Here is a 26,682-nt window from a genome sequence, read left to right as displayed (position 1 = left end):
GTATAATGTTACATATCTAACCCAAATGCGTTTTTTAATTTTTCTAAAAGAGGGTTTATTTCTTTCATCTTATTGTATTTTTCAAGTGGAGTATACGCAAACTTTTTCTCCACAGTTTCATTTAATACAACAATAATTTTAATTCCGTAATTATTAAGTTTTTCTCTTAAGTAGTTGATTAATTTTGGTCGTCCTTTTCTAAACTGATCTTCCATTAATTTATTAGGCACGGTAAAAGTAATTTTAAAGTCTTGGCCTAATTTTGGTAAATCTGTACCTACAATAGAAGCCATACTTCGTTCTCCTTTTGTAATTAATAAAGCAACATACTCTTTCCAAAGTCCTTGTAAAACTTCTTCTGTAAAAACGTCTTTTGGGTGATTGTCGAAGTTTTCTTCTTCAGCTACTTTTTTAACTACTTTTTTCTCGTGAATACTTTTTAGTGATAAAGAAGAAGTACGTCTTTGTGCCGATTTTAAAACAGGAGGTTTCAATTTAGGTTTAGGTGGTTCTACTTTTTGAGGTTGCGCAACCACAGCCTTTTTTTGACTCAGTTTTGCAATCTCTTTTACAGCAGGAGAAAGTGCTTGAAAAAATGTAGCAGGAATTATGTAGTTAGCTGATTTTTTTTTTTCTCCATCAAAAGTGATAGAGGCAATCTGCATGATGGTTAATTCTACCAGCAATCGCTGATTTTTACTAACCCTATAATTTAAATCGCAATCATTTGCTTTTTCTATAGCTTGCATTAAAAAAGGAATACTTGCCTTTGTGGCTTGTTCTAAATATTTCTTTTTAGCAGCATCACCAACTTCTAACAACTCTAAAGTAGCTTTGTCTTTGGCAACTAATAAGTCTCTAAAGTGACTTGCTAATCCGTTTATAAAATGATGCCCTTCAAAACCTTTACCTAACACCACATTAAAAGCATTTAATACTTGTGGTATTTTGTTTGATAACATTAAATCTGTCATATTAAAATACGTTTCGTAGTCTAATACATTCAGGTTTTCTGTAACAGCTTCTCTCGTTAATGTATTTCCAGAAAAACTAACAACTCTATCAAAAATAGACAACGCATCACGCATTGCTCCATCCGCTTTTTGAGCGATAATATGCAACGCATCATCATCTGCTGTAATATTTTCCTTTTCACAAATTACTTTTAGGTAATTTTTAGCATCTAAAACGCCAATTCTTTTAAAATCGAAAATTTGACAACGCGATAATATCGTCGGAATAATTTTGTGTTTTTCAGTAGTTGCTAAAATAAAAATAGCATGTGCAGGTGGTTCTTCTAACGTCTTTAAAAAAGCATTAAAAGCTGCTTGAGATAACATGTGTACCTCATCAATAATATATACTTTGTATTTACCAGTTTGAGGCGGAATACGAACTTGATCTGTTAAACTTCTAATATCATCAACAGAATTATTAGAAGCAGCATCTAATTCAAAAATATTAAAGGCAAAATCTTCGTCTGCAGAAATTTCTGCATCTTGTTGATTAATATTTTTTGCCAATATTCTTGCACAAGATGTTTTACCAACTCCACGTGGACCTGTAAATAACAACGCTTGCGCTAAATGGTTATTTTCTATAGCCTTTTCTAACGTGTTTGTAATGGCTTGTTGCCCAATAACATCCGCAAAATTTTGAGGACGGTATTTACGTGCAGAAACTATAAAATGCTCCATTTATTAATCTATATTTTATACTATTAATGTCTGTTTGAGCGCAGTCGAGAACTATAAACAAACCTTCCGACTGCACTCAAAGAGACAAGTTTGTTTTTCATAAAATTATGAAACAAAAATAGGTGTCTACTTCTTTTTTTACAAGTCGGTTTCTTAAAAAAATGCTAAAGTTGTAAACAACTTGTAAATAGTTGTAATTTGATACGACTATATCAATAATTGTAAAACATTTTAGATTCCCGTTTTCATGGGAATGACAGTTTCAGTAGAAACCTCGAAGTAAAACTTCTCGGAAATGTTTTTAATTAAAAGTTCTTAAAATTGTACTATGAATAGCAACACTGTTCTTAGTGCAATTTTTTAAAAATCTAACAAAATTATATTAATGAAAATATTAAAATCTATTGCAGTTCTAACCTTATCACTCGTATTAATTTCATTTTTTGCGTTTTCTACTAAAAAGGAAGTAAAACCAAAAGTGCCATTTATTATGAAAGAAAATACCAAAATCGCATATTTTGCAAGCGGATGTTTTTGGTGTGTAGAAGCAATTTTCGAAAGTGTAAGTGGAGTAGAAGAAGCTGTTTCTGGTTATGCTGGCGGACATACATTAAATCCAACATACAAATCAATAGGAACAGGAAAAACGGGGCATTCAGAAACTGTTGCGGTGTATTATAACCCAGATAAAGTAAGTTTCGAAACTTTGGTAACTGTATTTTTTGGTTCTCATGATCCAACTACAAAAAACGGACAACACCCAGATTATGGTTCGCAATATAGATCTATTGCTTTTTATACGAATGATGCAGAAAAGGTAATTATTGATACTGCCATTGCCAAATTAAACAAAGAGGTTTATAAAAAAAATATTGAAACGGAAGTTACAAAACTTAAAAAGTTTTACAAAGCAGAAGAATTTCATCAAGATTTTGAACGTTTAAATCCAAACCAAGGCTATGTAAAAGCGGTTTCTGTACCAAGATTAAATAAATTTAAAAAGAAGTTTCCTGAGTTATTAAAAAAAGGGAAACATTAAAAAAAGTTTTATAAATTAAAAAAACAACTCATTGAGTTGTTTTTTTTTATACAGAAGGATTGTAAAACGTGTTTCTTTAATTACGTGTTTTAAGTACTAATGTTAGTAAGTAAATCACAAATGGTAAATCTGTTAAGGCTTTCATAAATTAGTTTTTACTATTAATTCTTTTTAAACGGCTTAAGTTATCAGTAGTTTTATATACATTCGAGTTATGTTTCTCCATATAAAATTCAGGATTAGATAAGTCCGTAAACCCAAACTTTTTATAAAGCCATTCAGCTGTATCTGTTAATAAAATCCAACGTCTTAATCCTTGAAGATTTGGGTGTTCCATTATTTCATTTATCAGCCATTTACTTAATCCTTTTCCTCTATATTCCTTTAGAATATAAACATCTCCTAAATATGCAATCGTTGAATAATCTGAAATTATTCTAGCAAAGCCAATTTGCTTGTTTTCGTAAAAAAGCCCAAAATTTAAAGAGTTTTCAATTGATGTTTTCAAAGTATTGATTGGAATTCCTTTAGCCCAATCAGTTTCGTTAGCAAGGAATTTGTGAATACTCAAAATATCTAATCTATCCTTGTCAGTTGAAATGGTATAATCATTTCTATGTGCTTCTCTAATTTTCATTTCAATTTTCTTAATGAATGCCAATGTGTTTTATAGCTAGTTGCGTTTAAAATGAACGGCTATTTTTCCGCAGGAAAATAGAAGTTTATAGAAATGCAACTAATTTTAATGAAGCTAAAATTAATCAATTTTTATAAACGGTGTTATCTAGCGCTTTTTATTCAATTCTTATTTCTTTATAAATTTCATTTATTGAGTTGCTATATTTTTCTTTTAGAAATTTATCTACTAATTCATTATAACAAATCATTTTAGATTGAATCATACAACCCATTCCGAAAGTTTCAATTTTATATTTATCGTCTAATATTTTTGCCAATTCCGTATCATAACCAATTCCGAAAAAGAAATACTTTATTTCTCCTTTTTTTAAGTCACTTGCAAATCGAGTTTCCATTTCTTTACAAGTTTTTAATTCATAATATTCAGAAAGAATTTTATTCCTTTTATTCATTTGATACTTATAAAATCCAACGTAAGAATTTATTACCAATGAAATAAAAACCAATCCAATAGTAATATTTTTAATTTTCCTACTTTCTTTAGCTATTAAATAAATAATAAACCCGATAATTCCAATTAATATTAAAATGGCAGAAATATTCAGTAATAAATTGAATTTATTAATATTCCTAACATCTGAATTGGAAAACAATAAATATATTCCTAAAAAAGAAAGAATTGAAAATATTATTGATGTTTTGAGTTTCATTTTCTATGTTGGGTAAGTTTTATGTATAAGAATAGTTGCGGTTTTTATAGCGAGAATTTACCAAAGAAAAAAAATAGCGTTAGTAAAAAGTAACTAATTTTGGTTCCGTATTCATTTAGTTATTCTTTATCTAATTTCAAATAATAAAGCTTTGCAGCTTCTTGAATTTCTGTATCTAAGCTGTCGTCAAGCGCATAGGAATATAATACCCATTTATCGTTTGGTTTATAAAATTTAAAAATAAACCGAATAGGTTGTCTATCATATTTTATCATATATGAGTATAATTCAAAGCTTTCAGCAAACTTTTTCTTTGTGATAATTTCATATCCGTAATATTTACCCATATAACTTTCAGTAAAACTATTTACCGTACCAATTATTTTATCAATATCATCTTTTATTCTTTCTGTCCATTTATTGGTTGCATATAATTCCTTTACAGCTTTTCCGGCATCTATTTTATAAGTAGCAAAGAAATTGTCAATTAAATCTTGTGGGTTATCTTGTGCAAATAAGGTACTTGATGTTGAAATCAATAATACAATTAATAGTTTTTTCATTCTGTTTTTAGTTTTATATGTTCTGTTTAATTATCTATAAGTGTTGTTATTTGTTTAATTTATAAAGGTTTTTTAAAAACTTAACCTTTTCAATCTCGCTCCATTTATTTGTATACACCAGAAGGTTTATAAAATTATCTTTTACAGATCCGAATAAAAACACGTTGTCCAGTTTTCCATCATTAAATTTCCAAATGATGTATTCTAATTTTTTGTTTTTTTGAATTTCATCAGTTTTAAATTTGAGTTCTCTTCTATAATCAGAATCCCATTTGTAAAATTCTTGTACATTCTTAAAATCAGAGTTTTTACTTTTATAAAAAGAATATGCCTTTTTAGGGTTTTGAGCAATGGCAATTATTACTTCATCTTCATTTTGTAAATATGTTTGACCCGAGTCATCCATTGTATTTAGTTGCGTCCATTTACCAGGAATCCGAACATTTGTAGTTTGAGTTTTAACAATTGAGTATTTATCTGTCTCTTGACTAAATGCAAGAATAGGAATCATTAAAAGAAGGGCAACTATAATTTTTTTCATTTTTTTTTGTTTAATTAGACACAACTTGTTTTATAAAAAGCTTTTATTATATTTAAAAACCTACTCTTTGGTAAGTGTGTTTACATCTGTATGTGCAAAAGTTTTACCATAAATGTCTAACATCATTTCTTGCGTATAACTCAATGTGTTGTTTTTTAATGTAAACGATCTTTTAAAAGATAACGTCTTTGCTTTTTTTAGCATAAAAGGCGATTGTACAATGCCCCATTTTGTATCATTTTCTGCTACTGCAACCTCTAGTTTTAACTCGTTGTTTATAAAGGTTACTTCTCCACCAGCTAAAATATTTACACCTCTAGGAATCGAAAAAGAATTCATAATTGTATGTTCATTTTTATCCCACAACCAATAACCAGTTTCACTATGAGAAACTTTATCGTTTGCCTTTTCTCTAACTACTTGATGATATCTAACAGCATCTAACTCTTGCTCTTCTGCATTTTCAACTTCTAATTCTATAGGTTCTATGGTTAAAACTTCATAATAAGGGTTGTTTTCATCTTCTTCTGGTTTTGGCGCAATATCTACACCCATTTCACCTTTCCAAACACCAATTAATTGTACCAAAGGATTCTCTATATTTTCACTCATTTTTTATTGTTTATTTTTTGATGATAGTATTACTTTCTTAACTTGTAAATGTATTTTTTTTATGAAAGAATTTCGCTGACTATTATCATGGTTTTACTTTTTTTAGAATGTTATTTTTTAGTTTTTGTTTGTTGAAATATTAAATGATTTTACTATAGTTTTAAAATCACTAGAGAATTTCTCACTTAATATTTTACTGTCTTTGTGATTATTGTAATCTATCACATTTATTGTGTCAGTGTTTTTGTATTTGTCAGTTGCATATTCTTCTGATTTTAATGTTGAACTTATAATTACTTGTTTCCCTATATGTTCATAAATTTCAATCATTTTTCTTTCTTTGTTAGAAGATATTTCTCCGCTTCTAAAACTATCAATGATAATTGGGAATTTATGTTTTAGGATAGTATTAAGTGCAATTAATTTACAGAAATAAAATTCTTGACCTTCACTTCCTGAAAAAGTTCGGTCCTTTTTAGGAAATAACTCATTAAAAGTAAGGTTTCCGTTAGGGTCAATAATTCTATAAAGACGATTCATTTCGTTAGTTATTTTTCCTATTAGGTCATTTCGCTCTTTTGTGTTATCTGAAGAAGTAGTCGTAAAAGACGAAATAATCTGGATAGCTTTATCAATTGAAATTTGCTTGGAATAGATTTCTTCATCGATTGAAGTTGCATCAATTATTTCATCTTTAAATAAAATATATTCTCCTAAATCAGGGGAAAGAACTTCTATTTCTTTTTTAAATTGGTCTTGTTCATTTTGAATTTGTAAGTCATATTCTTGGATTATTTCTTCTTTTATTTCAATGTTTTCATTTATTGAATTAATAATCCTTGATCTAACATCTTTATTGCTGATTTCAAAATCAAACTCATCATTAGTGAACATAATTTTATCACTTCCACATTCTCCACAATGAGTTTTTCCTTGATTTAAATTAATATTTAAAGAACTTAATTCAAAACGCAGTGATTCTAGTTTTATTTTTCGATTGAATTCACGATTTCTATCTTTCTTTAAATCAAGTATTGATTTATTTATTTTTTCTAATTCTATTTTCTTTTTATTGAATTGTTCCTTATCAATACTTTTTTGGGTAAACTTTGCAACATTCGTATTCTGTTTTGCAATTTTAAGCTTCTTTAATAGGTTTTTTTTATCTTGTTTAAGTATTTCTAATTTTTTCTTTTCGTTTTTTAAGTCATATTTTTCAGGTTCTTTATTCTCAATTCCATTAAGAGAATATACCATACTTAAAAAATCGTTTTTATTGTATTGTCCTTTTACAATTAGATTTGATGGTACCCTATTGTCTTGACCAAGAAAAAATAATTCATATAGCAGATGAACATCTACTATTTTATTTTTAGCATCTTTAATTATAATAGGTAATGAAGTAATTATTTTATTAAAAAAGTGCTTAAATTCAGATATAGTATTACAAATTTGAAAGAATTTTTCATTACGAATTATTATACTGTTTCCGTGTCTTAAAAATTCATAGTCTATGTTTTGAATTTGAACTAGAGAATAAAAATGATAATCTTTAAAATTAAAACCGCTTGGAAAAACTGGCTCATTTCCAATTGAGTACATTAATCCTTGAATTAATAAAGTCTTTCCTTTATTATTTCCTTCACTATAAATAATATTGACATTTTCTTTAAAACGAGATTCAATATATGCCTCATTTCCATTACCAAAGGCTACTTTTTTAATTTTCATCATTCCATCCATTTTTTATTGTTGAAATAAGGAAGAGAAGACTTTCCTTATCTAAAAAAGGTAATTTTAATTTATCACCGTTAATCTGATTATAGATATTCTTAATTCCTTGTTTAGAGTCAGAGTTAAGTTCTGAAATAATGCTTTCAGTTACTCTCCAAAATCGTTTATTATCATTTTTATTAAAAAAGGATTTACAAATATTAGAATTACATTCTACAATCAAATCTTGCTGATCTTGAAAATCGGTATATTCATTAAGGATTTCTAAAAATGGAATAGGAACAGTATTTATTGCAAATAAATCTCCTCCTACAAATCGATTAATGATTAAAGTATGAATGTCTTTTTTATGTAAATGTCTATTGAAAAGCAATACATCCGAAATAGTTTTAATCGAACTGCCTTCTATAAAAGAGTTTTTCTTAGATGCTTGAACGTTTCTTATTTCGTCAAATATTGATTTATAAAACTCTTCACTTTTAATTGTGTTGCTTTTGAATTTAGTGATTTGCTTGATATATGAGTTTACTCTTTTAAAATCTTGAACATATATAACTAAATCCATAAATTTTTTTAGACTAGTTACATCAGGTTGGTTGCTGTGAACTCTTTCGAATTCAGCTTTTAGGCCATTTTCAACTCTAACTAATGTCTTTTTTACAATGTTTGAAGAGCCATAGGAATTAAGAGTTGAGTCAATTAAATATGTGGGTTTCAATTTTGGAATAAATAAAATATACTCTAAAAAATTAACGCTTGATTCAAAATTATCAAATAGCGTAAATAATGATTTTCCAATTTTTTGGGGATTCATTACAGAATGATTTTTTGATTGAATATCCCAAAGGTTATTTTCAACAGTATTTATTCCTGTAACATCATTAAAACAATCCACAACAATTGTCTCGATTTGTTCCTTTTCTTTATGCATCCCAATAAGGTATAGCATAGATTTTGTTTCTAAATCTGAAGCTTTGTAATTGTTTTGTTCAGTATTTTTAAAAGTGTACAAATTTGATTTGGTTTTAATTAACGCCAACTTAATCCGATTATGATGTCGTTTTAATGACTTATAATCGGCGTTAGCGAATTTTGTTTTTTTAAATTTAAAAATCAAGAGTATAAACACCTGTTTTTTAAAATATAAATTTCCAATAAAGGTTTTAGTTTTTAGTACGGGTTTCCGTAATAAATGCAATTTTTTGTTAAAAGTAATTCTTAAAAGAAGTGATTAACGTGATTATTATCATGCATTGCTAGTTATAAAAGTTATAATTATCAACATTTAAAATCATTTTACCTTTTTAAACAACAATTAATTGTACCAAAGGATTCGTTATAATTTGACTTATTTTTTATTTATCGCTTTAATTATTCTATCTTCTTTTATTAATACATCTTTCATTAAGAGTTGATATGGAAACTGTTTATGTTTCGAACTCTTAAAAGCTTCTAGTATTTTTAAAAGAGAAGAAGCTGTTATTAAAGATAGGTTTAACTCAAAATCTAGGTCGCAATCATTTACAAATTCATCACTAAAATCGGGTGCAACTAATAAAGATTTTACCACATTGTGTCCGTTACCAGTAGCCAAATTAATGTACGATTTCATTTGGCGAGTTACAGAACTAAATTTATTGTAACCGCTTTCTTTTACTGTTTTACATTCAATTATTATTAAGCCATCATCTCCCAAATTTAAAACCAAATCAATTTTATTTTTAGCAGTATTTAATTTCTTCTTTAAGTTTTCATCAACATTAAAACCTAATTTTTCAAAAACAGCTTTTGTAACGTCCTCAAATTTTAAACCTAACTCAGCTTCTTTTATGGTAATTCCATTTTCTTTTAATGAATTTAAATCTCTAAAGCCAATGTTTTCATAATTCTCGATAAATAAGTTTTCAGAATCTTTATAAGCATCAAGAATATTTAAAATTACATTTCCTCTTTTTTTAAGATCGAACTTCTCGCAAAATTCTAAAAGTTGTTTTTTCTCGATAATGTCAATAATATCTCTAGGTTTTATATTGTAATCTAATAAATACTCACTTTTTAGAACAAACTCGTTTTGCATTTCAAATTCATTCCGAATTTGATTATTAAGTTTTGGAAAGGTTTCATTTAAATCTGAGAGTAATTTTCCATAACCATCAATAGAAATACCAACCTTTTCATCTTTTTCAATTTCATCAAAATATGATATTAAATTTTCAATTTTTTCTTCAAGAGTTGTTCCTTTAAGGTTGCCAGACATTTCAAAACCTTTTTCCCAAATTTCATTTACAAATTTTTTCTTCTCCGTTAAGTTAGTTCCTTCTTTATGCAGTTCATTTGACAATAAATTAGAGAAAGAAATACCTTCATTAATAATTTTTTTTATTTTTTCATCAAGCGGAAGCTTAATATCAATATTATGGTTCCTACAAACAATATTAATTTGTGGTTCTCTTAATAGTTTTAAAAATCTACGGTAAAATTTATCTGCAACTTGTTTCTTTCGTATTTTTCTTAAAACTCTAACAATTTCATCAGCTACATAAACTTGTCTATTTTTCTTTGAATAAAAAATTACTCCAATTACTTTTAAATCGTTAATTACTTGTTCAATTTGTAATTTAACAGGTGGAATAACAATGTAGTTTATTAGTTTTATTTCTTCTTGCGATAGTTTAAGCTCATTTGATAAGGTTAACAAAATAGATAATTCATCATTGGTAATTTTCGTATCTCGATTACTTACATTGTCATTAAAATATGCTGTATTTACGCATGCTTTATAAATTAAATAATCACGTTTCCTTTGATTGTCAATTTCAGATTTCTCACTATCAAGTTGTTTAATTAAATCACTCGTTTTTTTCTTTATGCTTTTAATTTCTTTTTGATAAAGATTTACAAACCAATCCTCTTTAATTAAATTATGACCATCTTGTATGATAATGTCAATTAAAATATCAAGTTGAGAACTTGTATCAACAAACTCTTGTTTTATAACTTCGGTAAATTCATCTGTAATAAGATTAAAAACTTTTGCGATATTAATATTATCGATACCTTTTAAGTTGTTATTATTATCTGATAATATTTTTTCAATTTCTCTTTGATTTTTAGGGTTATTTGAAATGATATTATCAATTATCTTTAAGAAGGAATTTTTTTCAAGTGAGTTAACATTATCTAATATTTTTTCTAATTTCATAGCTTTTGTTGTTTAGTAAGTAACCTATCAAGTTTTTTATCTATTAATTCTATTTTCTTTTCAAGTTCATCATTATTATCACTAACCATTGCATCAACAAAAATTGAGTTTACAAGGGATAACCCAAGTATACCTCCTGATGTTACCACGAATATAAAATAGATATATGTAAAAAATGAAGCTGTCGAAGATAGCCCTTTTGTTAATTGTTCTGGTATTTCATACCAACCTTCAACCGTGAATATTTTGAATATTGAGTATAATGAGTTCAAAGGGTTCCCAAAGTGTTCAGGTGATATTTCCTTAAAAAGGTTGAAGGAGAAAATACCAATTATAAAAATGTAAATTACAAATCCAATTAAAACGACAATAGAGGTTTTTAAAGCTCTGCTAATTCCTTTTACCAGATGTTCAATTCCTGGAATAAATTTTAAAAATCTAAATGATTTAAAAACTCGTAAAACTCTAAATACAAGAAGATAACTAAAAGTTGTAATTTCAATATTTCCAATAAATGAAATCAAAGTTGGTATTGATAATACAATTAAAATAAAATCAAATTTTCTCCAATTCGATTTAAAATAACCTGAAATTCCAAATTCGATAAATTTTACAAATAATTCTAAAATAAAAAGCCCTGTAATAAAGTTGTCAGTTACCGTAAGAAGGTATTTGTTATTTTGTGAGATATCAAATCCGCTTAGAAATATAGTTACTGCATTCAACAAGATTAATAGCAGTATGAATTTATCGTTTATAAATAACTTCTTAATCATTATTTGTTTTCAATTATTGAAATTCAGTTAAATTTATTAATAGTAATTATAGGGTTCCATAATTCTACCAATTATTCTTATGTTTTATGATTACGATGATATTCATTGATATGACTTCGTTTTTATAACTAAACTATCCGAAGTTAAACAAGCTCTCTTGTTATTTATAAAAAAAAAATAATAGGCAAAACACCTGTTTTTAAAAACTTAAATTTCTAACAAAGATTTTAGTTTTTATTACGGGTTTCCATAATTAATGCGATTTTTTGTTAAAACTCATTTTTAAAAGCAGTCATTAACGTAAGTTTTATAATGCATTACTAATTATAAAAGTTATAATTATCAATATTTAAAAGTAGGAGGTAAGTCCTCAAAAATAAATGCATAAAAAAAAACCTCACAAAAATGTGAGGTCTCTTAAAAAAAAAATAGCAATAAACTTATTTCCCTCCATTGTTTTGCTACTTCATATATTTTGTTTTCTTTAAAATTTTAGGATCCTTTAAAGAAGAATAGCATTAATGAATAAAATACCTTTCTAATTATTCAATAAATTTAATGTTTTTTTGTATTAAGTTTAATGACAATTGTCATGATTTTATTTTTTATAAAAACACTTAAATACTTAAAAATAAGTAAGATAATTCAATATGAAAAGCATTAATAAACAAGGCAATTTGTAAGGTTTCTGAGCGATTATAGTATTAAGATTAAGAGTTAATACTCCCAAATTTTACGCATTTTATTTTTATCTCTGGTTACTTTTGTGCCAACTAAACTTTCCCAAAGAAACAAACCAGAAATTTTTTCAATCTTATTTGTAGGTACTTGAAACGCTTCTATTTCTTCATCCGTTTCTTCATTTGGTATAATAAAAGACCATAAATGTAAAGCGCCTCTGTGGTTTTCTGTAAGTATAGATTTGTAATACGCATGTGGTATTGGCAAAGTTACGCCGGTTTCTTTTGTAGATTCGACTACTTTTATTTCTTTATCAAACATAAATAGCGGTCCGGAGATTACATAGGTTTCTAAAATGTTTTTTTGAGCATTTAAAACCCTTATGGCGCTTTCTAACTTTTTCCAGATTCCTCTATTAAAATTGGGGTTTTGTGGCGACATGTTAGAGAGTAAAAACGTTTCGCTATTTTGTATTTTAGTTTCTATTTGGTTTGCACTAGAAACAAGATGACCTCTATCGAAGCCAGAGTTTACATAATCTGCTAAATCTGCTCTAAACCTTTCTGGAATTCTATCATCTGGTCTAAAATTATCTAATCTTTCTACATCTGTTCTGTCTTTATCTACAATTTCTAAAGCCCATTTAGCTTGTCTAAAATAGTAGGAATACCCTAATACATAATGTCTGTTAAAAAGAATTTGATCTGCAGCAGGAACTCCATATCTGGTTTCTCGCTTTAAGTTAGATTGATTAATCATGGCTTTATTTTTTGCAAAAGTTAGCAATTCTAAATTTATGTAGCCTTGTTTTAAGCCAAAAAAAAGCCTCACAAAATGTGAAGCTTTTAAAAATATTTTTAGCATTAAAACTTATTTAGTAGGAGTTTTATCTACAACCAATCTTGTTTTTCTATTGGCAACTTCCCAAGCTGTATAAAAAACCAAACGTGTTCTTTTTGCTAATAAATCGTATTCAATTTTGTCTGGTGTATCTGTTGGTTTGTGGTAATCATCATGCGTACCATTAAAATAAAAGATAACTGGTATATTGTGTTTTGCAAAGTTATAATGATCCGATCTGTAGTAAAAACGATTTGGGTCGTCTTCATCATTATATTTATAATCTAAATGAATGTTGGTGTATTTTGTATTTACGCTATCCGAAACTTGTTGTAGTTCTGTACTTAACTTATCTGCACCAATTACATACACGTAATTCGGGTTTTTTTCATGCGCTTTATCAACTCTACCAATCATGTCTATATTTAAATTACACACCGTATTTGCTAACGGAAAAATTGGATTTTCTGTATAATATTTAGAACCTAACAATCCTTTTTCTTCACCAGTAACATGTAAAAATAAAATAGATCTCTTAGGACCATTTCCGTCTTTTACTGCCGCTTTAAAAGCTTCAGCAATTTCTAAAATTGCCATAGAACCAGAACCATCATCATCTGCACCATTGTAAATTTTACCGTCTTTTATACCTTCGTGATCTAAATGTGCGGAAATAACAACAATTTCATCTGGTTTTTCTGTTCCTTTTATAAAAGCCAATACATTTTCTGAATCTTTTAATACAGCACCTCCTGCATTTTTATTTAAAAATTCTGCGGGCACTTCTTGGTAATAATCATCGCCACCTAAAGGTGAAATAATTTGTTGACTTACATAAAAGTCTTTTAAATACTTAATGGCTTTTTTCTGACCAGGTTCTCCTGTATTTCTTCCTTCAAACTCATCCGAAGCAAAAATATATAAATGTGTTTTTAAGTTTTCTGCTGTAATAGTTGCTGCGTATTTTGTTGGATCTCCTGTGTTTTCAATTTCTTTAGAAGCATTCTGACTAGAACTACATGCTATAAAAAAGAGAAGACCAAGAGTGTATAGAGATGTTTTCATTGATTTCGTAATTTGAATTGGTGTTAAAAATAATGACATTTAAGCCATCGCAATATTAATCATTTTTTACTAATGACAAATTGTTGCAACTCCTTATTGAAGTTAATCAATTCTTTTGGAAATAAAGTATCGAAAGCATTTTCTTCAATTAATTTTTCTGGTGTACCTGCATGAAACGTGTTTTCTGTTAAAAGAATAATTTCATCAGCCAATTGAATAGATAAATTAACTTCGTGAGAAGAAATGATAACTGTTTTCTGAGTTTCTGCCACTAACTTTTGCAATAAAGAAAATATTTTAATGGTGTGATGCATGTCTAAATGTGCGGTAGGCTCATCTAAAATAATAATTTCTGTGTCTTGCGCCAACGCTCTAGCAATAAGAACTCTTTGTAATTGACCATCACTCAATTCGTAAAAACGATTGTTTTTAAGGTGTTCTATTTCTGTTTGATGAATCGCTGTTTCTACCTTTTCGATATCCTTGTCAGAAAGTTTGTCAATCCAATTTGTGTAAGGTTGTCTCCCTAAGGCAATTAATTCGTACACCGTTAATTGACTTTCTGGTAAACGTTCTGTTAACACCAAACTTAACTGTGTAGAAAGTTCTTTTTCTGTAAGTTCGTTTAGTTTTTTCTGATGGATAAATATGTCGCCAGAAATAGGATCTTGTACTTTAGAAATTGTTCTTAATAAAGTAGATTTCCCAATTCCGTTTTTACCTAAAACAGTAACTAGTTTTCCTTTTTCAATTTCTAAATTGATATTAGAAGCGATAACTTTATGGTCCTTTTTCTGCTGATAACCTATGGATAGGTTTTCAGTTCTTAGAATGATATGTTTTGACTTGTTTAAAATGATCTTAGTTTTTCTGAAGTTCGAATTTTACTTTTCTAACTCCATGATTTGTATCCCATTGTTTTGTTTCTATAAAACCAAATCTTCTATATAAATTAGATGCAGGCTCGTTTTTAACACCTGTTTCTACTATAAATAGACTAGAATTATAGTTGCTTAAAGCAAAATTCATTAAAGCACTTGCAATGCCTTGTCTAAAGTTTAGTGGATTTACAACTAAACTTTGTATGTGAGTATACTCACTATTATGATTAATTTCAATAACTCCTGCTAATTTATCATCTTTTAAATACCCAAAGAAATCTGTATTACTATTTCTATAATTTTCTAATTCCCTTTTTAAAGGCGGAAAATCGATAGCATTTAATAACTCAGCTTCAATTTTATAAGATTCTTGAAAAACAGCACGAATTTCCTCAGAAACAAGTTCGTTTTTATTGTCAAGTTTTTCAATCATCTTTTATTCATTTCTATTTCCTTTAAACAAATATCCTTTTCTTTCTAACTAACAACCAAATTACAACTGGCGCTCCAAATAGTGAGGTAATTGCATTAATTGGTAGTGTAAATTCGCTTGTTGGTAATTGTGCAATCATATCGCAAATTAATAAAACAATTGCGCCAATTATGGCAACAGCAGGTAATAGTATTTTATGATTTGAACTAGAAAATAACATTCTCGCTATGTGAGGAACCGCCAAACCTACAAATGCAATTGGTCCAGAAAAAGCAGTAATAACTCCTGTTAAAAGACTGGTAATTAATAAAATGATATTTCTACTTCTCTTTACATTTATTCCTAAGCTTTTTGCATAGTTTTCACCTAATAAAAAACTGTTTAGTGGTTTTATTACAGAAATGGTTCCTAAAATTCCGACTGCATAAATAATGATAAACACAGTTATTTCATTCCAAGATAAATTTCCTAAACTTCCAAAACTCCAAAATAAGTATTGTTGTATTTGAGCAGCTTCACTAAAATAAGCTAAAACACTAATTATAGCCGAAGTTAATGAACCAAACATTAAACCTATGATTAGAATTGACATGGTGTTTCTAACTCTATTTGCAGCAATAATAACTGCTGATAAAACTAAAAAAGCACCTAAACTTGCAGCAATTGGTAAAGACCAATTAGAAAGAGAACTCGTTAATAAAAAGCCTCCAAAAACAGAAGAACCTAAAATTAAAATAGCAACTCCTAAACTTGCACCAGAAGAAATACCTAATACAAAAGGACCTGCTAAAGGATTTCTAAATAAGGTTTGCATTAACAAACCACAAATAGACAAACCAGAACCCACTAAAACAGCAGTTATTGCTTTCGGAATTCTAAAATTGATGACAATTGTTTCCCAACTATCTTTGGCAACATTGCCACCAAAAACGCTATTAAAGATGTCTTTAAACGGAATAGAAACAGACCCAAAACTGATGTTCAAGAAGAACAAGATTACCAGTAAAACTGATAAAAAAATAAAGTGTTTTGTATAAAATTTGTTTTCCATTCTGTCATTCCTGCGTTGGCAGGAATCTATTTTTTTATAATTTTAACTTATTTTGGATTCCTACCTTCGCAGGAATGGCAAGCTTACGAATAATTTTTCTCTAAAAAAGCGACTAATTTCTGTATTGCAATTCCTCTATGAGAAATCGTGTTTTTTTCTTCTGAAGTCATTTCTGCAAAAGATTGATCAAAACCTTCTGGTTTAAAAATTGGGTCGTAACCAAAACCTTTTTCTCCGTGTTTTCTTTTTAAAATTTCACCTTTACAAATTCCTTCAAAAAGAAATTTTTCATCATTTATATTTAAAGCAACCGCAGTTCTAAATTGTGCTTTTCTGTTTTGCTTATGCTCTAAGTTGACTAATAGTTTTTGCATATTATTTTCTGAGTTAGCAGGTTCACCAGCAAAACGAGCAGAATATACTCCAGGTTTACCATCTAAACTTTCTACTTCAAGGCCAGTATCATCAGCAAAACAATTAAAACCGAACTTCTTAGTAATGTAATCTGCTTTTAATTTTGCATTTCCTTCTAAAGTAATTTCAGTTTCGTCAATCTCATCAAAACAATTAATGTCTTTTAAACTCAATAATTCAATTGAATCTGGTAACATTTCTTGTACTTCTTTTAGTTTATTTAAATTGTTGGTTGCAAAGACGAGTTTCATATTTTTAATTGCAATTTTTTTAAAGCAAGGAACAAAGTTACAAAGTTTTTAAGGTTTCGAAGTAGCAACCTTTAAAAGTTATAAAGTTTTTTGTGTTACAATTTTTCATAAGTAAATGTAAAAATGTGATAAAAATCATTGTTTTAAAACATATAAAAATCTGCTTTATTATTCTATGTAAAAATCGCTGTAATGTAGGCTATATGTCATAATTGTTACACATAAAGATTTTATAAGTTTGTTAATTTGTAGCTGAAAATAGATTTCTAAATTTTGAGTGAAACTCAATAAAAAATATTAAATAAATGAAGTACGTTATTGTAGGAGGTGTTGCCGGTGGAGCAACTACAGCAGCTCGTTTGAGAAGAATTGATGAAAACGCAGAAATTATCATGTTAGAAAAAGGGCCACATATTTCTTATGCAAATTGTGGATTGCCTTATTATATTGGAGGAATTATTAAAGATAGAGATAAACTTTTAGTGCAAACACCAGAGAGTTTTAATGCACGTTTTAATATTGATATTCGTATACATTCTGAAGTTGTTTCTGTAAATTCTGCTGATAAAAGTCTTGAGGTTAAAAAGATGCAAACAGGTGAAGTTTATACAGAAACCTATGATAAATTAATTCTATCTCCTGGTGCTTCACCAATTAAGCCGCCAATACCTGGTATTAATTCTCCTAACATTTTTACGTTACGTAATGTTCTGGATACTGATAAAATTAAAGCTTTTGTAGATGATGAATATCCAAGAACAGCAGTTGTTGTTGGAGCTGGATTTATTGGTTTAGAAATGGCAGAAAACTTGCATCATATTGGTGTTAAAGTTACTGTTGTAGAGGCTGCTAGTCAGGTAATGAATATGATGGATAGCGAAATTGCTGCACCTTTACATCAGCATTTTAAAGAGAAAAATGTTGGTTTGTTTTTAGAAGATGCTGTAAAAGAGTTTGTGCCTAATGGTGAGCTTACAGAAGTTCATTTATCTAGCGAAAGAATCATTAAAGCAGATTTTGTAATATTATCAATAGGTGTTAGACCAGATACGTTTTTAGCGAAATCAGCAGGAATTAAAATTGGTGAAACAGGAGGTATTTGGGTAGATGAATACTTGCAAACTTCTAAAGAAGATATTTATGCTGTTGGTGATGCAATTGAATTTCCTCATCCTATTTCTGGTAAACCAAGTTTAGCTTTTTTAGCTGGTCCAGCAAATAAACAAGGACGTATTTTGGCTGATAATATGGTTTTTGGTCATAAAAGAAAATACCAAGGTTCAATTGGTACTGCAATTGCAAAAGTATTCGATTTAACTGCAGGTATTACTGGGTTAACACATAAAGGTTTAAAAGCTTTAGGCATTAAGCATGAAAGTACAATTGTAAATGCAGGTTCGCATGCAGGTTATTATCCTGGAGCGAAACAAATGATAATTAAAATAAGTTTTAACCCAGAAAATGGTAAGTTGTTAGGTGGGCAAGTTGTTGGTTATGATGGTGTTGATAAACGATTAGATTTGTTAGCAACTACGATTAAAAATGGAGGAACAATTTACGATTTAGAAGAAATAGAGCATGCCTATGCGCCTCCTTTTAGTTCTGCAAAAGACCCTGTAAATCAAGCAGGTTTTAATGCAGAAAATATAATCAATGGTTTTTTTAAACCATTATCTCCTTTTCAATTTAAAAAACTAAGTATTGAAGATTCTTTTGTACTTGATGTTCGTACACCAAAAGAATATGATTTAGGAGCCATAGTTGGTGCTGTTAATATTGAAGTTGATGATTTAAGAAATCATTTAAATGAAATTCCAAAAAATAAAAAATTATTAATTTATTGTGCTGCAGGATTGCGTGGTTATATAGCTGCACGTATTCTTCGTCAAAACGGATTTGATGATGTTTACAATCTTTCTGGAGGTTTAAAAGTTTATAATCAAACAATGGCAGAACAGTCTAATGCTATTTTTTATGAAGTAAACTAGTTTGTATAAGTTTATTTATTTAAAATAATTACTCATGATGATAAGGTTCATTCTTTAAAATAGTAAAACCTCTGTATAATTGTTCAACAATAAATAAACGAATCATTTGATGGGAAAATGTCATTTTAGATAATGATATTTTTCCAATAGATTTTTTATAAACAGCATCAGAAAAGCCATAAGGTCCTCCAATAACCAAAACAAGTTGTTTAATTCCAGAATTCATTTTCTTTTGTAAATACTGAGAAAATTCAATAGAAGTAAAGTGTTTTCCTTTATCATCTAACAAAACCAATTGATCTGTGTTTTGTAGTTTGGATAAAATTAAATCGCCTTCTTTTTCTTTTTGCTGAACTTCACTTAAATTCTTAACATTTTTAATATCAGGAATAATTTCTAATTCGAACTTTATATAATGTTTTAATCGGTTTTGATATTCATCAATTAACTGAATCAAGTTTTTATTATCAGTTTTACCAATAGCGAGTAATTTAATTTTCATAGTTCAAAATTACGAATTATCAATGTATAATTATGAATTAATTAGCGTAATTGATAATTCGTAATTCATAATTAAATTGTTATTTTTACATCAGAATAAACAAGAAATATGATATCAAAAGAACAATTTGAAAAAGAACTAGAACTTATTATAAAAAATGCCATCAGAGAAGATATTGGAGATGGAGATCATACCTCACTTTCTTGTATTCCTGAAGATGCAATAGGGAAAGCAAAATTGTTAGTGAAAGATGATGGAATTATAGCAGGAGTTGAGTTTGCAAAACAAGTTTTTTCTTACGTAGATAAAGATTTACAAGTAGAAACATTTATAAATGATGGAGAAAAAGTAAAATATGGAGATATCGTTTTTCATGTTTCAGGAAAATCTCAATCTATTTTAATGGCAGAACGTTTGGTTTTAAATGCAATGCAAAGAATGTCTGCAATTGCAACTAAAACAGCTTTTTTTGCTGATTTATTAAAAGGAACAAAAACAAAAGTATTAGATACAAGAAAAACAACTCCAGGAATTAGAGCTTTAGAAAAATGGGCTGTAAAAATTGGAGGAGGAGAAAACCACCGTTTTGCGTTGTACGATATGGTAATGATTAAAGACAATCATATAGATTTTGCTGGCGGAATTACAGCTGCAATTACAAAAACGAAGAAATATTTAGCTGACAAAAAGTTAGATATTAAGATTATTGTAGAAGCGAGAAGTTTAGAGGAAATTAAAGAAATTTTGTCTAACGAAGGTGTTTATAGAATTCTAATTGACAACTTTAATTATGAAGATACTAGAAAAGCAGTTGCTTTAATTGGTGATACTTGTTTAACAGAGTCTTCTGGTGGAATTAATGAAGATACTATTAGAAAATATGCAGATTGTGGAGTAGATTTTATTTCTTCTGGCGCATTAACGCATTCTGTTTATAATTTAGATTTGAGTTTAAAAGCGATTGATTAATTTAATTCAACATAAATAATGAAAAAATATATAATAATAGTAGCCGCATTAGTATTTGTAATTTCTTGCGATACTAAAGAAGCAAAAAAAGAAAATATGATGGATATTTCTAAAAATCCTTTATTAACTAAAAGCACGTTGGAGTATGGTACTCCAGATTTTACTAAAATAAAAACAGCTCATTTTTTACCTGCAATTTTAGAAGGTATGAAATTACAAAATGAAGCAATTGCAAAAATCACATCAAATAAAGAAGCGCCAACTTTTAAAAATACCATTTTAGCTTTAGAAGAAAGTAGTAAGGTTTTAGATGATGTAACTTCTGTTTTTTACGGTCTTGCTGGTGCACATACAAATGATACTATAAAAGCGAATCAAACAGAATTAGCTCCGAAATTTTCTAAACACAGTGATGAGATTTTATTGAACACAAAGTTGTTTGGAAAAATTAAAACGGTTTATAATAATTTGTCTGAAGCTAATTTAGATGCTGAATCAAATCACTTAGTAAAAGAGTATTTTAAAAACTTCTCTAAAGCAGGTGCAAATTTATCCGAAGAGAAAAAGGAAAAGTTAAAAGAAATAAATTCTGAAATAGCTAGTTTGTCAAATGATTTTGGAAAGAAATTATTAGACGCAAGTAAAAAAGGCGGAATTGTAGTTTCTGATAAAACTCAGTTAAAAGGTTTTTCTGAAGAAAAAATTAAGTCTTTAGAAAAAGATGGGAAGTATGAAATTCAGTTAATAAATACAACGCAACAACCTTCTTTACAAACTTTAGAAAATAGAGAAATTAGAAAACAATTATTCGAGAAATCAATACATAGAGCTGATGCTGGAGAATACAATACTAGTGATTTAGTTAAGAAAATGGTTTTGTTACGTGCTGAAAAAGCACAGATTTTAGGTTTTGATAATTATGCAAGTTGGAGTTTACAAGGAACAATGGCTGCAACACCAGATAAAGTTTTTAACATGTTTAAAAACTTAATTCCTGGTTCTTTAGAAAAAGCAGCATCTGAAGTAAAAGAAATTCAGGCAGAAATTAAAAAGGAAGGAAAAGACTTTAAATTATCGCCATACGATTGGAATCATTACGCAGAAAAAGTTCGTAAATCTAAATATAATTTAGATGAAGATGAAGTAAAGCAGTATTTTGAAATAACGAATGTTTTAGAAAAAGGAGTTTTTTATGCAGCGACAAAGTTATACGGAATTACTTTTAAAAAACGTACAGACATTCCAACGTATCATCCTGACGTAGTTGTTTATGAATTGTTTGAAGAAGATGGAAGTAAATTAGGATTGTACTTTGGTGATTTCTTTGCAAGAGACAGCAAACGTGGCGGTGCGTGGATGAGTAGTTTTGTAAAACAATCTAAATTACGTAACCAAAAACCTGTAATTTATAATGTTTGTAACTCGCCAAAACCAGCAGCAGGAGAACCAGCATTAATCAGTTTTGATGGAGTTGAAACAATGTTTCACGAATTTGGTCATGCATTGCATGGTTTTTTCGGAAATCAAAAATATGCTTCAATTTCAGGAACAAGTACAGCGAGAGATTTTGTAGAATTTCCATCACAGTTTAACGAGAACTGGTCTACACATCCAGAAATATTAAAAAACTACGCTTTACATTATAAAACAGGAAAAGTAATTCCTGCTGAATTATTGAAGAAAATTAAAGATGCAGGTACTTTTAATCAAGGATATTCTATGATTGAAAACTTATGTTCTTCTAGCTTAGATATGAAATGGCACACAATTTCTGCCGATGAAAAAATTGAAGATGTAGCTAAATTTGAAGCAGGAGCTTTAAAAAGTATGAAATTAAATGTTGATGAAATTCCACCAAGATATCGTTCAACTTATTTTGCACACATTTTTAGTGGTGGATATGCAGCAGGTTATTACTCATATTTATGGACAGAAATGTTAAGTCATGATGCGTATGACTGGTTTAAAGACAATGGATTATTAACTCGTGAAAACGGACAAAAATTCCGTGAACAAGTTTTATCAAAAGGAAATACAATGGATTATGCAGAAATGTATAAAACCTTTGCAGGTAGAAATCCAGAAGCAGCACCAATGTTAAAAGCGAGAGGATTAAAATAAATGGATGATTATTTTGACAGTGAAGAATATTCTAAAATTGATTTCAGTAAAACGAAAATTAAGAAAGGAGAATATGAGAATTGTACATTTGTAAATTGTAATTTCGAAGGAATTCACGCATCAAACATTCAGTTTGTAGAATGTGAGTTTATTGAATGTAACTTTAGCAATACAATTGTAAAAGATACTGCATTTAAAGATGTGAATTTTATCAATTGTAAAATGATAGGAGTGAAGTTCAATGAATGTGATCCTTTTTTATTGCAGTTTACATTTAAAGATTGTCAATTAAATTTTTCGTCTTTTTATCAATTAAAAATTCCGAATACAAAATTTATAAACTGTAATTTACAGGAAGTAGATTTTACAGAAGCGATTTTAACAAGTTCGGTTTTTGATAATTGTGATTTAAAATTAGCTGTTTTTGGTAGAACAAATCTTGAGAAATCAGATTTTAGAACAGCGTTTAATTTTAATATTAATCCTGAAGAAAGCAAGTTAAAAGGAGCAAAGTTTAGTAAAGATAATATTATTGGACTTTTATCAGAATATAAAATCATTATCGAGTAAGTTTTTCCCTTCGGGGAAATGTCTGAAAGACAAAGGGGCTTATGAGTAAAGAAATAGAAGATAAATTAGAGAAAATACCAGTTGTGAATATTTTGGTAAGATTTGGGAAGAAAATAAAAGTTCCAGGTTTAGAAGGTATGTCTTTATATGATGTATTAGAAATGTACATTATTGGTATTGTTGAAGGAGCTTTAACAACAAGAGCAGGAGGAATTGCTTTTAGTTTTTTTATGGCAGTTTTTCCTTTTATGCTTTTCATTTTAACCTTAATTCCATACATTCCAATAGAAGGCTTTCAAGATGGTTTGTTTTCTTTTATCAAAGAAATTTTACCACCACAAACCTTTGAGGCTGTAAATACAGTTTTGGGAGATATTATTAATAATCAATATGGAGGTTTGCTTTCGTTTGGTTTTTTATTGTCCATATTTTTAATGACAAATGGTGTGAATGCAATTTTTGGTGGTTTTGAATATTCGTATCACATTACTGATGTTAGAAATGTTTTTAAATCTTATTTTGTGTCATTAGGAGTTTCTTTATTAATGTCTTTTTTCTTAATAGTAACCATTACTACGCTTATTTTATATCAAGTAGCACTGTCTAAAATAGATGAACAAGGTTGGTTAAATACTAGCGATTTAAATTTATTCCTTTTAGGAAAAAATGTCGTTTTTCTAGTCATGATTTTTACTATTGTCTCACTACTTTTTAGATATGGAACAAAACAAGGAAAAGAAACAAGATTCTTTTCTGCAGGCGCACTTTTAACAACTATAGTTTCTTTGTTTACTTTTTATTTATTCGGAATTTACGTTGTAAAATTTGCACAATACAATCAATTATATGGTTCTATTGGTACGCTTTTAATATTGATGTTATTTGTTTGGTTAAACGCAATTATTCTGCTTTTAGGATTTGAATTAAATGCTTCTTTACACGTATTAAGACAAAGAAATAAAATTGATTCAACTTTATAACATTTATAAGTTTTTAACGATATTTGCCAACGAAGTTGGATTAGGTTTTTCACTCTTGTGAAAAATTAAATTCGAGCTATAAAAAACGAATGTATAAAAGATTACTGATTTTTGATTTTGAGTAAGATAACTCATAATTTAAAATTCATAATTTATAATTAAATATATGAAACCAAGCATCCCAAAAGGAACAAGAGATTTTTCGCCAACAGAAGTAGCAAATCGTACCTATATAATGAATACGATTAAAACTAGTTTTGAAACATTTGGTTTTCAACCAATTGAAACTCCAAGTTTTGAAAATTCATCAACCTTAATGGGGAAATACGGTGAAGAAGGAGATCGATTGATTTTTAAAATTTTAAATTCTGGAGACTTTTTAAAGAAAGCAGATGATCAGCTTTTATCAGAAAAGAACAGTTTAAAAGTTACTTCTCAAATATCAGAAAAAGCTTTAAGATATGATCTTACAGTGCCTTTTGCAAGATACGTTGTACAACATCAAAATGAAATTACATTTCCTTTTAAAAGATATCAAGTACAACCAGTTTGGAGAGCAGATAGACCGCAAAAAGGGCGTTTTAGAGAATTTTTTCAATGTGATGCAGATGTTGTAGGAAGTAAGTCTTTATGGCAAGAAGTTGAGTTTGTTCAGTTGTATGATACTGTTTTTAACAAGTTAGGTTTAGCAGGAACAACTATCAAAATAAATAACAGAAAAATATTATCTGGAATTGCAGAAGTTATTGGCGCACAAGATAAATTAATCGATTTTACAGTCGCTTTAGACAAATTAGATAAAATTGGTAAAGAAGGTGTTGTAAAAGAAATGTTAGTTAAAGGAATTACTGAAGATGCCATTGAAAAAGTACAACCTTTGTTCGATTTTACAGGTTCTAATACAGATAAGTTAGCTTCTTTAGAAAGTATGTTATCGACTTCTGAAGAAGGAACAAGTGGAGTAGAGGAGTTACGTTTTGTTATTAATTCGGTTGAAGAATTAGGTTTAGAAACTGCGGCTTTAGAAGTAGATGTAACTTTAGCAAGAGGATTAAATTATTACACAGGTGCTATTTTTGAAGTTTCTGCACCAGAAGGTGTAAAAATGGGTTCTATTGGTGGTGGTGGAAGATATGACGACTTAACAGGAATCTTTGGTTTAAAAGATGTTTCTGGAGTTGGTATCTCTTTTGGATTGGATAGAATTTACTTAGTTTTAGAAGAATTAGGGTTGTTTAAAGCTGTTGATTTGCCAAAACCGAAAGTTATTTTCTTAAACTTTGATGCAACTACAGATGTTGCAAAAATGAAAGCAATTAAAACTTTAAGAGAAAATAATGTTAAATCAGAATTTTATCCTGATTTAGGTGCAAGTAATAAGCAACAAAAACGACAATGGAAGTATGTTTCTTCTAGAGAAATAGAGTTTGTGGTTTCTAAAGTTGAAAACGATGTTTTTACGTTAAAAAATATGATTTCTAGTGAGCAAACAGATTGTTCATTAATAGAATTAGTAAATAAATTAAATTCATAATAAATTATAACTTTATAAGTTTAATTTATTGATATATTATAATAATACGTTGCAAACACGTAAATTTGCACTTTAATATATAGATTGAAATGTTTGAATTGAGCAGCAAAATGAATGACGAAAGAAGTGAAGAAATAGGAGAGAATCACGTTGGTACATCAGCCAAAACTCCATTAAGAGCAGATGCTTTTGATATTTCTGACGAAGTAAAAATTGAAAGAATCCAGGAAAGTGTTAAAGATATTTTAACCACTTTAGGAATGGATTTAACAGACGATAGTTTACAAGGAACTCCTAAAAGAGTTGCTAAAGCTTTTGTAAATGAGTTGTTTATGGGATTAAACCCTAAAAACATGCCAAAAGCATCTACGTTTGATAATAATTACAATTATGGTGAAATGTTGGTAGAGAAGAATATCGTTGTATATTCTACTTGCGAGCATCATTTATTACCAATAATTGGTAGAGCACACGTTGCTTATATTTCTGACGGAAAAGTAATCGGACTTTCTAAAATGAATCGTATTGTTGAGTATTTTGCAAAAAGGCCTCAAGTTCAAGAGCGTTTAACAATGCAAGTTGTACAAGCAATGCAAGAAGCTTTAGGCGTACAAGATGTTGCTTGTGTTATCGATGCAAAACATTTATGTGTAAATTCTAGAGGAATTAAAGATATTGAAAGCTCTACTGTTACTGCAGAGTTTGGTGGTAAATTTAAAGAAAAAGAAACTAAAAGAGAGTTTTTAGATTATCTAAAAATGAATACTGATTTCGATTAGTTCTGAACTAGATTCAGAATTTTATTATAAAAACTTAAAACCGTTTAGAAATTTTCTAAACGGTTTTTTTTTGTAAATAGGATCAAGTAATTTAATTAGTATGGTTTTTG

General features: G+C 28.5%; 26 protein-coding genes. 9 read left to right on the top strand and 17 right to left on the bottom strand.

Features of this window, described 5'->3' with window-relative positions:
- Nucleotides 1–8 precede the first annotated feature (8 nt).
- The gene (dnaX, locus tag BTO07_RS04120) at nucleotides 9–1,697 is read right to left on the bottom strand and encodes a DNA polymerase III subunit gamma/tau (RefSeq protein ID WP_087520021.1); all 1,689 of its coding nucleotides are present in this window, start codon (nucleotides 1,695–1,697) and stop codon (nucleotides 9–11) included.
- A 385-nt stretch (nucleotides 1,698–2,082) separates the two neighbouring features.
- On the opposite strand from dnaX, the gene msrA reads away from it, so the two are divergent.
- Nucleotides 2,083–2,736: a peptide-methionine (S)-S-oxide reductase MsrA gene (gene msrA, locus BTO07_RS04115; RefSeq protein ID WP_087520020.1), complete on the top strand. Its 654-nt coding sequence runs from the start codon at nucleotides 2,083–2,085 to the stop codon at nucleotides 2,734–2,736.
- A 148-nt stretch (nucleotides 2,737–2,884) separates the two neighbouring features.
- Here the strand turns inward: msrA and BTO07_RS04110 are convergent, their stop codons facing one another.
- The 12 genes from BTO07_RS04110 to BTO07_RS04055 all read right to left on the bottom strand — a co-directional run bounded on the left by BTO07_RS04110 (nucleotide 2,885) and on the right by BTO07_RS04055 (nucleotide 14,809).
- Nucleotides 2,885–3,373, bottom strand: coding sequence for a GNAT family N-acetyltransferase (locus tag BTO07_RS04110; RefSeq protein WP_087522547.1), 489 nt, complete (start codon nucleotides 3,371–3,373; stop codon nucleotides 2,885–2,887).
- 157 nt (nucleotides 3,374–3,530) lie between these two features.
- Nucleotides 3,531–4,085 (bottom strand): FEKKY domain-containing protein, encoded by a 555-nt coding sequence (locus tag BTO07_RS04105; RefSeq protein WP_157663279.1) that lies wholly within the window; start codon nucleotides 4,083–4,085, stop codon nucleotides 3,531–3,533.
- A gap of 119 nt (nucleotides 4,086–4,204) precedes the next feature.
- A complete protein-coding gene (locus BTO07_RS04100) occupies nucleotides 4,205–4,648 on the bottom strand; it encodes a hypothetical protein (protein WP_087520018.1) in 444 nt (147 codons plus the stop codon).
- A gap of 46 nt (nucleotides 4,649–4,694) precedes the next feature.
- On the bottom strand, nucleotides 4,695–5,189 hold the full coding sequence (locus BTO07_RS04095; protein ID WP_087520017.1) for a hypothetical protein: 495 nt from the start codon (nucleotides 5,187–5,189) through the stop codon (nucleotides 4,695–4,697).
- A 60-nt stretch (nucleotides 5,190–5,249) separates the two neighbouring features.
- A complete protein-coding gene (locus BTO07_RS04090; RefSeq protein WP_087520016.1) occupies nucleotides 5,250–5,801 on the bottom strand; it encodes a heme-binding beta-barrel domain-containing protein in 552 nt (183 codons plus the stop codon).
- Nucleotides 5,802–5,918: 117 nt separating this feature from the next.
- On the bottom strand, nucleotides 5,919–7,535 hold the full coding sequence (locus BTO07_RS04085) for a hypothetical protein (RefSeq protein ID WP_157663278.1): 1,617 nt from the start codon (nucleotides 7,533–7,535) through the stop codon (nucleotides 5,919–5,921).
- On the bottom strand, nucleotides 7,522–8,547 hold the full coding sequence (locus BTO07_RS04080) for a hypothetical protein (RefSeq protein WP_198342509.1): 1,026 nt from the start codon (nucleotides 8,545–8,547) through the stop codon (nucleotides 7,522–7,524). The genes BTO07_RS04085 and BTO07_RS04080 overlap by 14 nt, the downstream gene beginning before the upstream one ends.
- A 336-nt stretch (nucleotides 8,548–8,883) precedes the next feature.
- Nucleotides 8,884–10,737, bottom strand: a complete 1,854-nt coding sequence (locus BTO07_RS04075) for a hypothetical protein (RefSeq protein WP_087520013.1) — start codon at nucleotides 10,735–10,737, stop codon at nucleotides 8,884–8,886.
- A complete protein-coding gene (locus BTO07_RS04070; protein ID WP_087520012.1) occupies nucleotides 10,734–11,513 on the bottom strand; it encodes an ion transporter in 780 nt (259 codons plus the stop codon). Before BTO07_RS04070 ends, BTO07_RS04075 begins: the two co-directional genes overlap by 4 nt.
- 717 nt (nucleotides 11,514–12,230) lie before the next feature.
- Nucleotides 12,231–12,953 carry a DNA/RNA non-specific endonuclease gene (locus BTO07_RS04065; protein ID WP_157663277.1) on the bottom strand — a complete coding sequence of 241 codons (723 nt, stop codon included), beginning with the start codon at nucleotides 12,951–12,953 and terminating at the stop codon, nucleotides 12,231–12,233.
- 111 nt (nucleotides 12,954–13,064) lie between these two features.
- The gene (locus BTO07_RS04060; RefSeq protein ID WP_087522546.1) at nucleotides 13,065–14,099 is read right to left on the bottom strand and encodes a M28 family metallopeptidase; all 1,035 of its coding nucleotides are present in this window, start codon (nucleotides 14,097–14,099) and stop codon (nucleotides 13,065–13,067) included.
- A gap of 59 nt (nucleotides 14,100–14,158) precedes the next feature.
- On the bottom strand, nucleotides 14,159–14,809 hold the full coding sequence (locus tag BTO07_RS04055; protein ID WP_335682129.1) for an ABC transporter ATP-binding protein: 651 nt from the start codon (nucleotides 14,807–14,809) through the stop codon (nucleotides 14,159–14,161).
- Here BTO07_RS04055 and BTO07_RS17660 point away from each other — a divergent pair.
- Nucleotides 14,748–14,900, top strand: a complete 153-nt coding sequence (locus tag BTO07_RS17660; RefSeq protein ID WP_335682126.1) for a hypothetical protein — start codon at nucleotides 14,748–14,750, stop codon at nucleotides 14,898–14,900. The two genes, BTO07_RS04055 and BTO07_RS17660, sit on opposite strands and share 62 nt — an antisense overlap.
- 60 nt (nucleotides 14,901–14,960) lie before the next feature.
- Here the strand turns inward: BTO07_RS17660 and BTO07_RS04050 are convergent, their stop codons facing one another.
- The 3 genes from BTO07_RS04050 to BTO07_RS04040 form a co-directional block, all read right to left on the bottom strand.
- On the bottom strand, nucleotides 14,961–15,413 hold the full coding sequence (locus BTO07_RS04050) for a GNAT family N-acetyltransferase (protein WP_087520009.1): 453 nt from the start codon (nucleotides 15,411–15,413) through the stop codon (nucleotides 14,961–14,963).
- Nucleotides 15,414–15,435: 22 nt separating this feature from the next.
- Complete coding sequence (locus BTO07_RS04045) at nucleotides 15,436–16,464, bottom strand: FecCD family ABC transporter permease (RefSeq protein ID WP_087520008.1); 1,029 nt, start codon at nucleotides 16,462–16,464, stop codon at nucleotides 15,436–15,438.
- Between the two features lie 83 nt (nucleotides 16,465–16,547).
- Entirely contained in the window at nucleotides 16,548–17,129 is a 582-nt protein-coding gene (locus BTO07_RS04040) for a non-canonical purine NTP diphosphatase (RefSeq protein WP_087520007.1), read from the bottom strand.
- A 305-nt stretch (nucleotides 17,130–17,434) separates the two neighbouring features.
- Between BTO07_RS04040 and BTO07_RS04035 the strand changes: the two genes are divergently transcribed.
- Nucleotides 17,435–19,117 (top strand): FAD-dependent oxidoreductase, encoded by a 1,683-nt coding sequence (locus tag BTO07_RS04035; RefSeq protein ID WP_087520006.1) that lies wholly within the window; start codon nucleotides 17,435–17,437, stop codon nucleotides 19,115–19,117.
- Nucleotides 19,118–19,145: 28 nt separating this feature from the next.
- On the opposite strand, the gene rlmH is transcribed toward BTO07_RS04035, so the two are convergent.
- Nucleotides 19,146–19,619, bottom strand: coding sequence for a 23S rRNA (pseudouridine(1915)-N(3))-methyltransferase RlmH (gene rlmH, locus BTO07_RS04030; protein ID WP_087520005.1), 474 nt, complete (start codon nucleotides 19,617–19,619; stop codon nucleotides 19,146–19,148).
- 108 nt (nucleotides 19,620–19,727) lie between these two features.
- Here rlmH and nadC point away from each other — a divergent pair, with 108 nt between their 5' ends.
- The 6 genes from nadC to folE all read left to right on the top strand — a co-directional run bounded on the left by nadC (nucleotide 19,728) and on the right by folE (nucleotide 26,572).
- Nucleotides 19,728–20,588 (top strand): carboxylating nicotinate-nucleotide diphosphorylase, encoded by an 861-nt coding sequence (nadC, locus tag BTO07_RS04025; protein WP_087520004.1) that lies wholly within the window; start codon nucleotides 19,728–19,730, stop codon nucleotides 20,586–20,588.
- 18 nt (nucleotides 20,589–20,606) lie between these two features.
- On the top strand, nucleotides 20,607–22,709 hold the full coding sequence (locus BTO07_RS04020; RefSeq protein WP_087520003.1) for a M3 family metallopeptidase: 2,103 nt from the start codon (nucleotides 20,607–20,609) through the stop codon (nucleotides 22,707–22,709).
- Entirely contained in the window at nucleotides 22,710–23,279 is a 570-nt protein-coding gene (locus BTO07_RS04015; RefSeq protein ID WP_087520002.1) for a pentapeptide repeat-containing protein, read from the top strand. It begins immediately after the preceding gene.
- Nucleotides 23,280–23,320: 41 nt separating this feature from the next.
- Nucleotides 23,321–24,259, top strand: coding sequence for a YihY/virulence factor BrkB family protein (locus BTO07_RS04010; RefSeq protein ID WP_087520001.1), 939 nt, complete (start codon nucleotides 23,321–23,323; stop codon nucleotides 24,257–24,259).
- Nucleotides 24,260–24,425: 166 nt separating this feature from the next.
- Nucleotides 24,426–25,793 carry a histidine--tRNA ligase gene (gene hisS / locus BTO07_RS04005; protein WP_087520000.1) on the top strand — a complete coding sequence of 456 codons (1,368 nt, stop codon included), beginning with the start codon at nucleotides 24,426–24,428 and terminating at the stop codon, nucleotides 25,791–25,793.
- Between the two features lie 89 nt (nucleotides 25,794–25,882).
- Nucleotides 25,883–26,572, top strand: coding sequence for a GTP cyclohydrolase I FolE (folE, locus tag BTO07_RS04000; protein WP_087519999.1), 690 nt, complete (start codon nucleotides 25,883–25,885; stop codon nucleotides 26,570–26,572).
- Nucleotides 26,573–26,682 lie beyond the last annotated feature (110 nt).

Origin of the sequence: Polaribacter sp. SA4-12, assembly GCF_002163675.1 — a bacterium.
Lineage (GTDB): Bacteria > Bacteroidota > Bacteroidia > Flavobacteriales > Flavobacteriaceae > Polaribacter.
The sequence above is the reverse complement of the archived record's forward strand: the minus strand, read 5'-3'. Positions and strand labels throughout refer to the sequence as shown.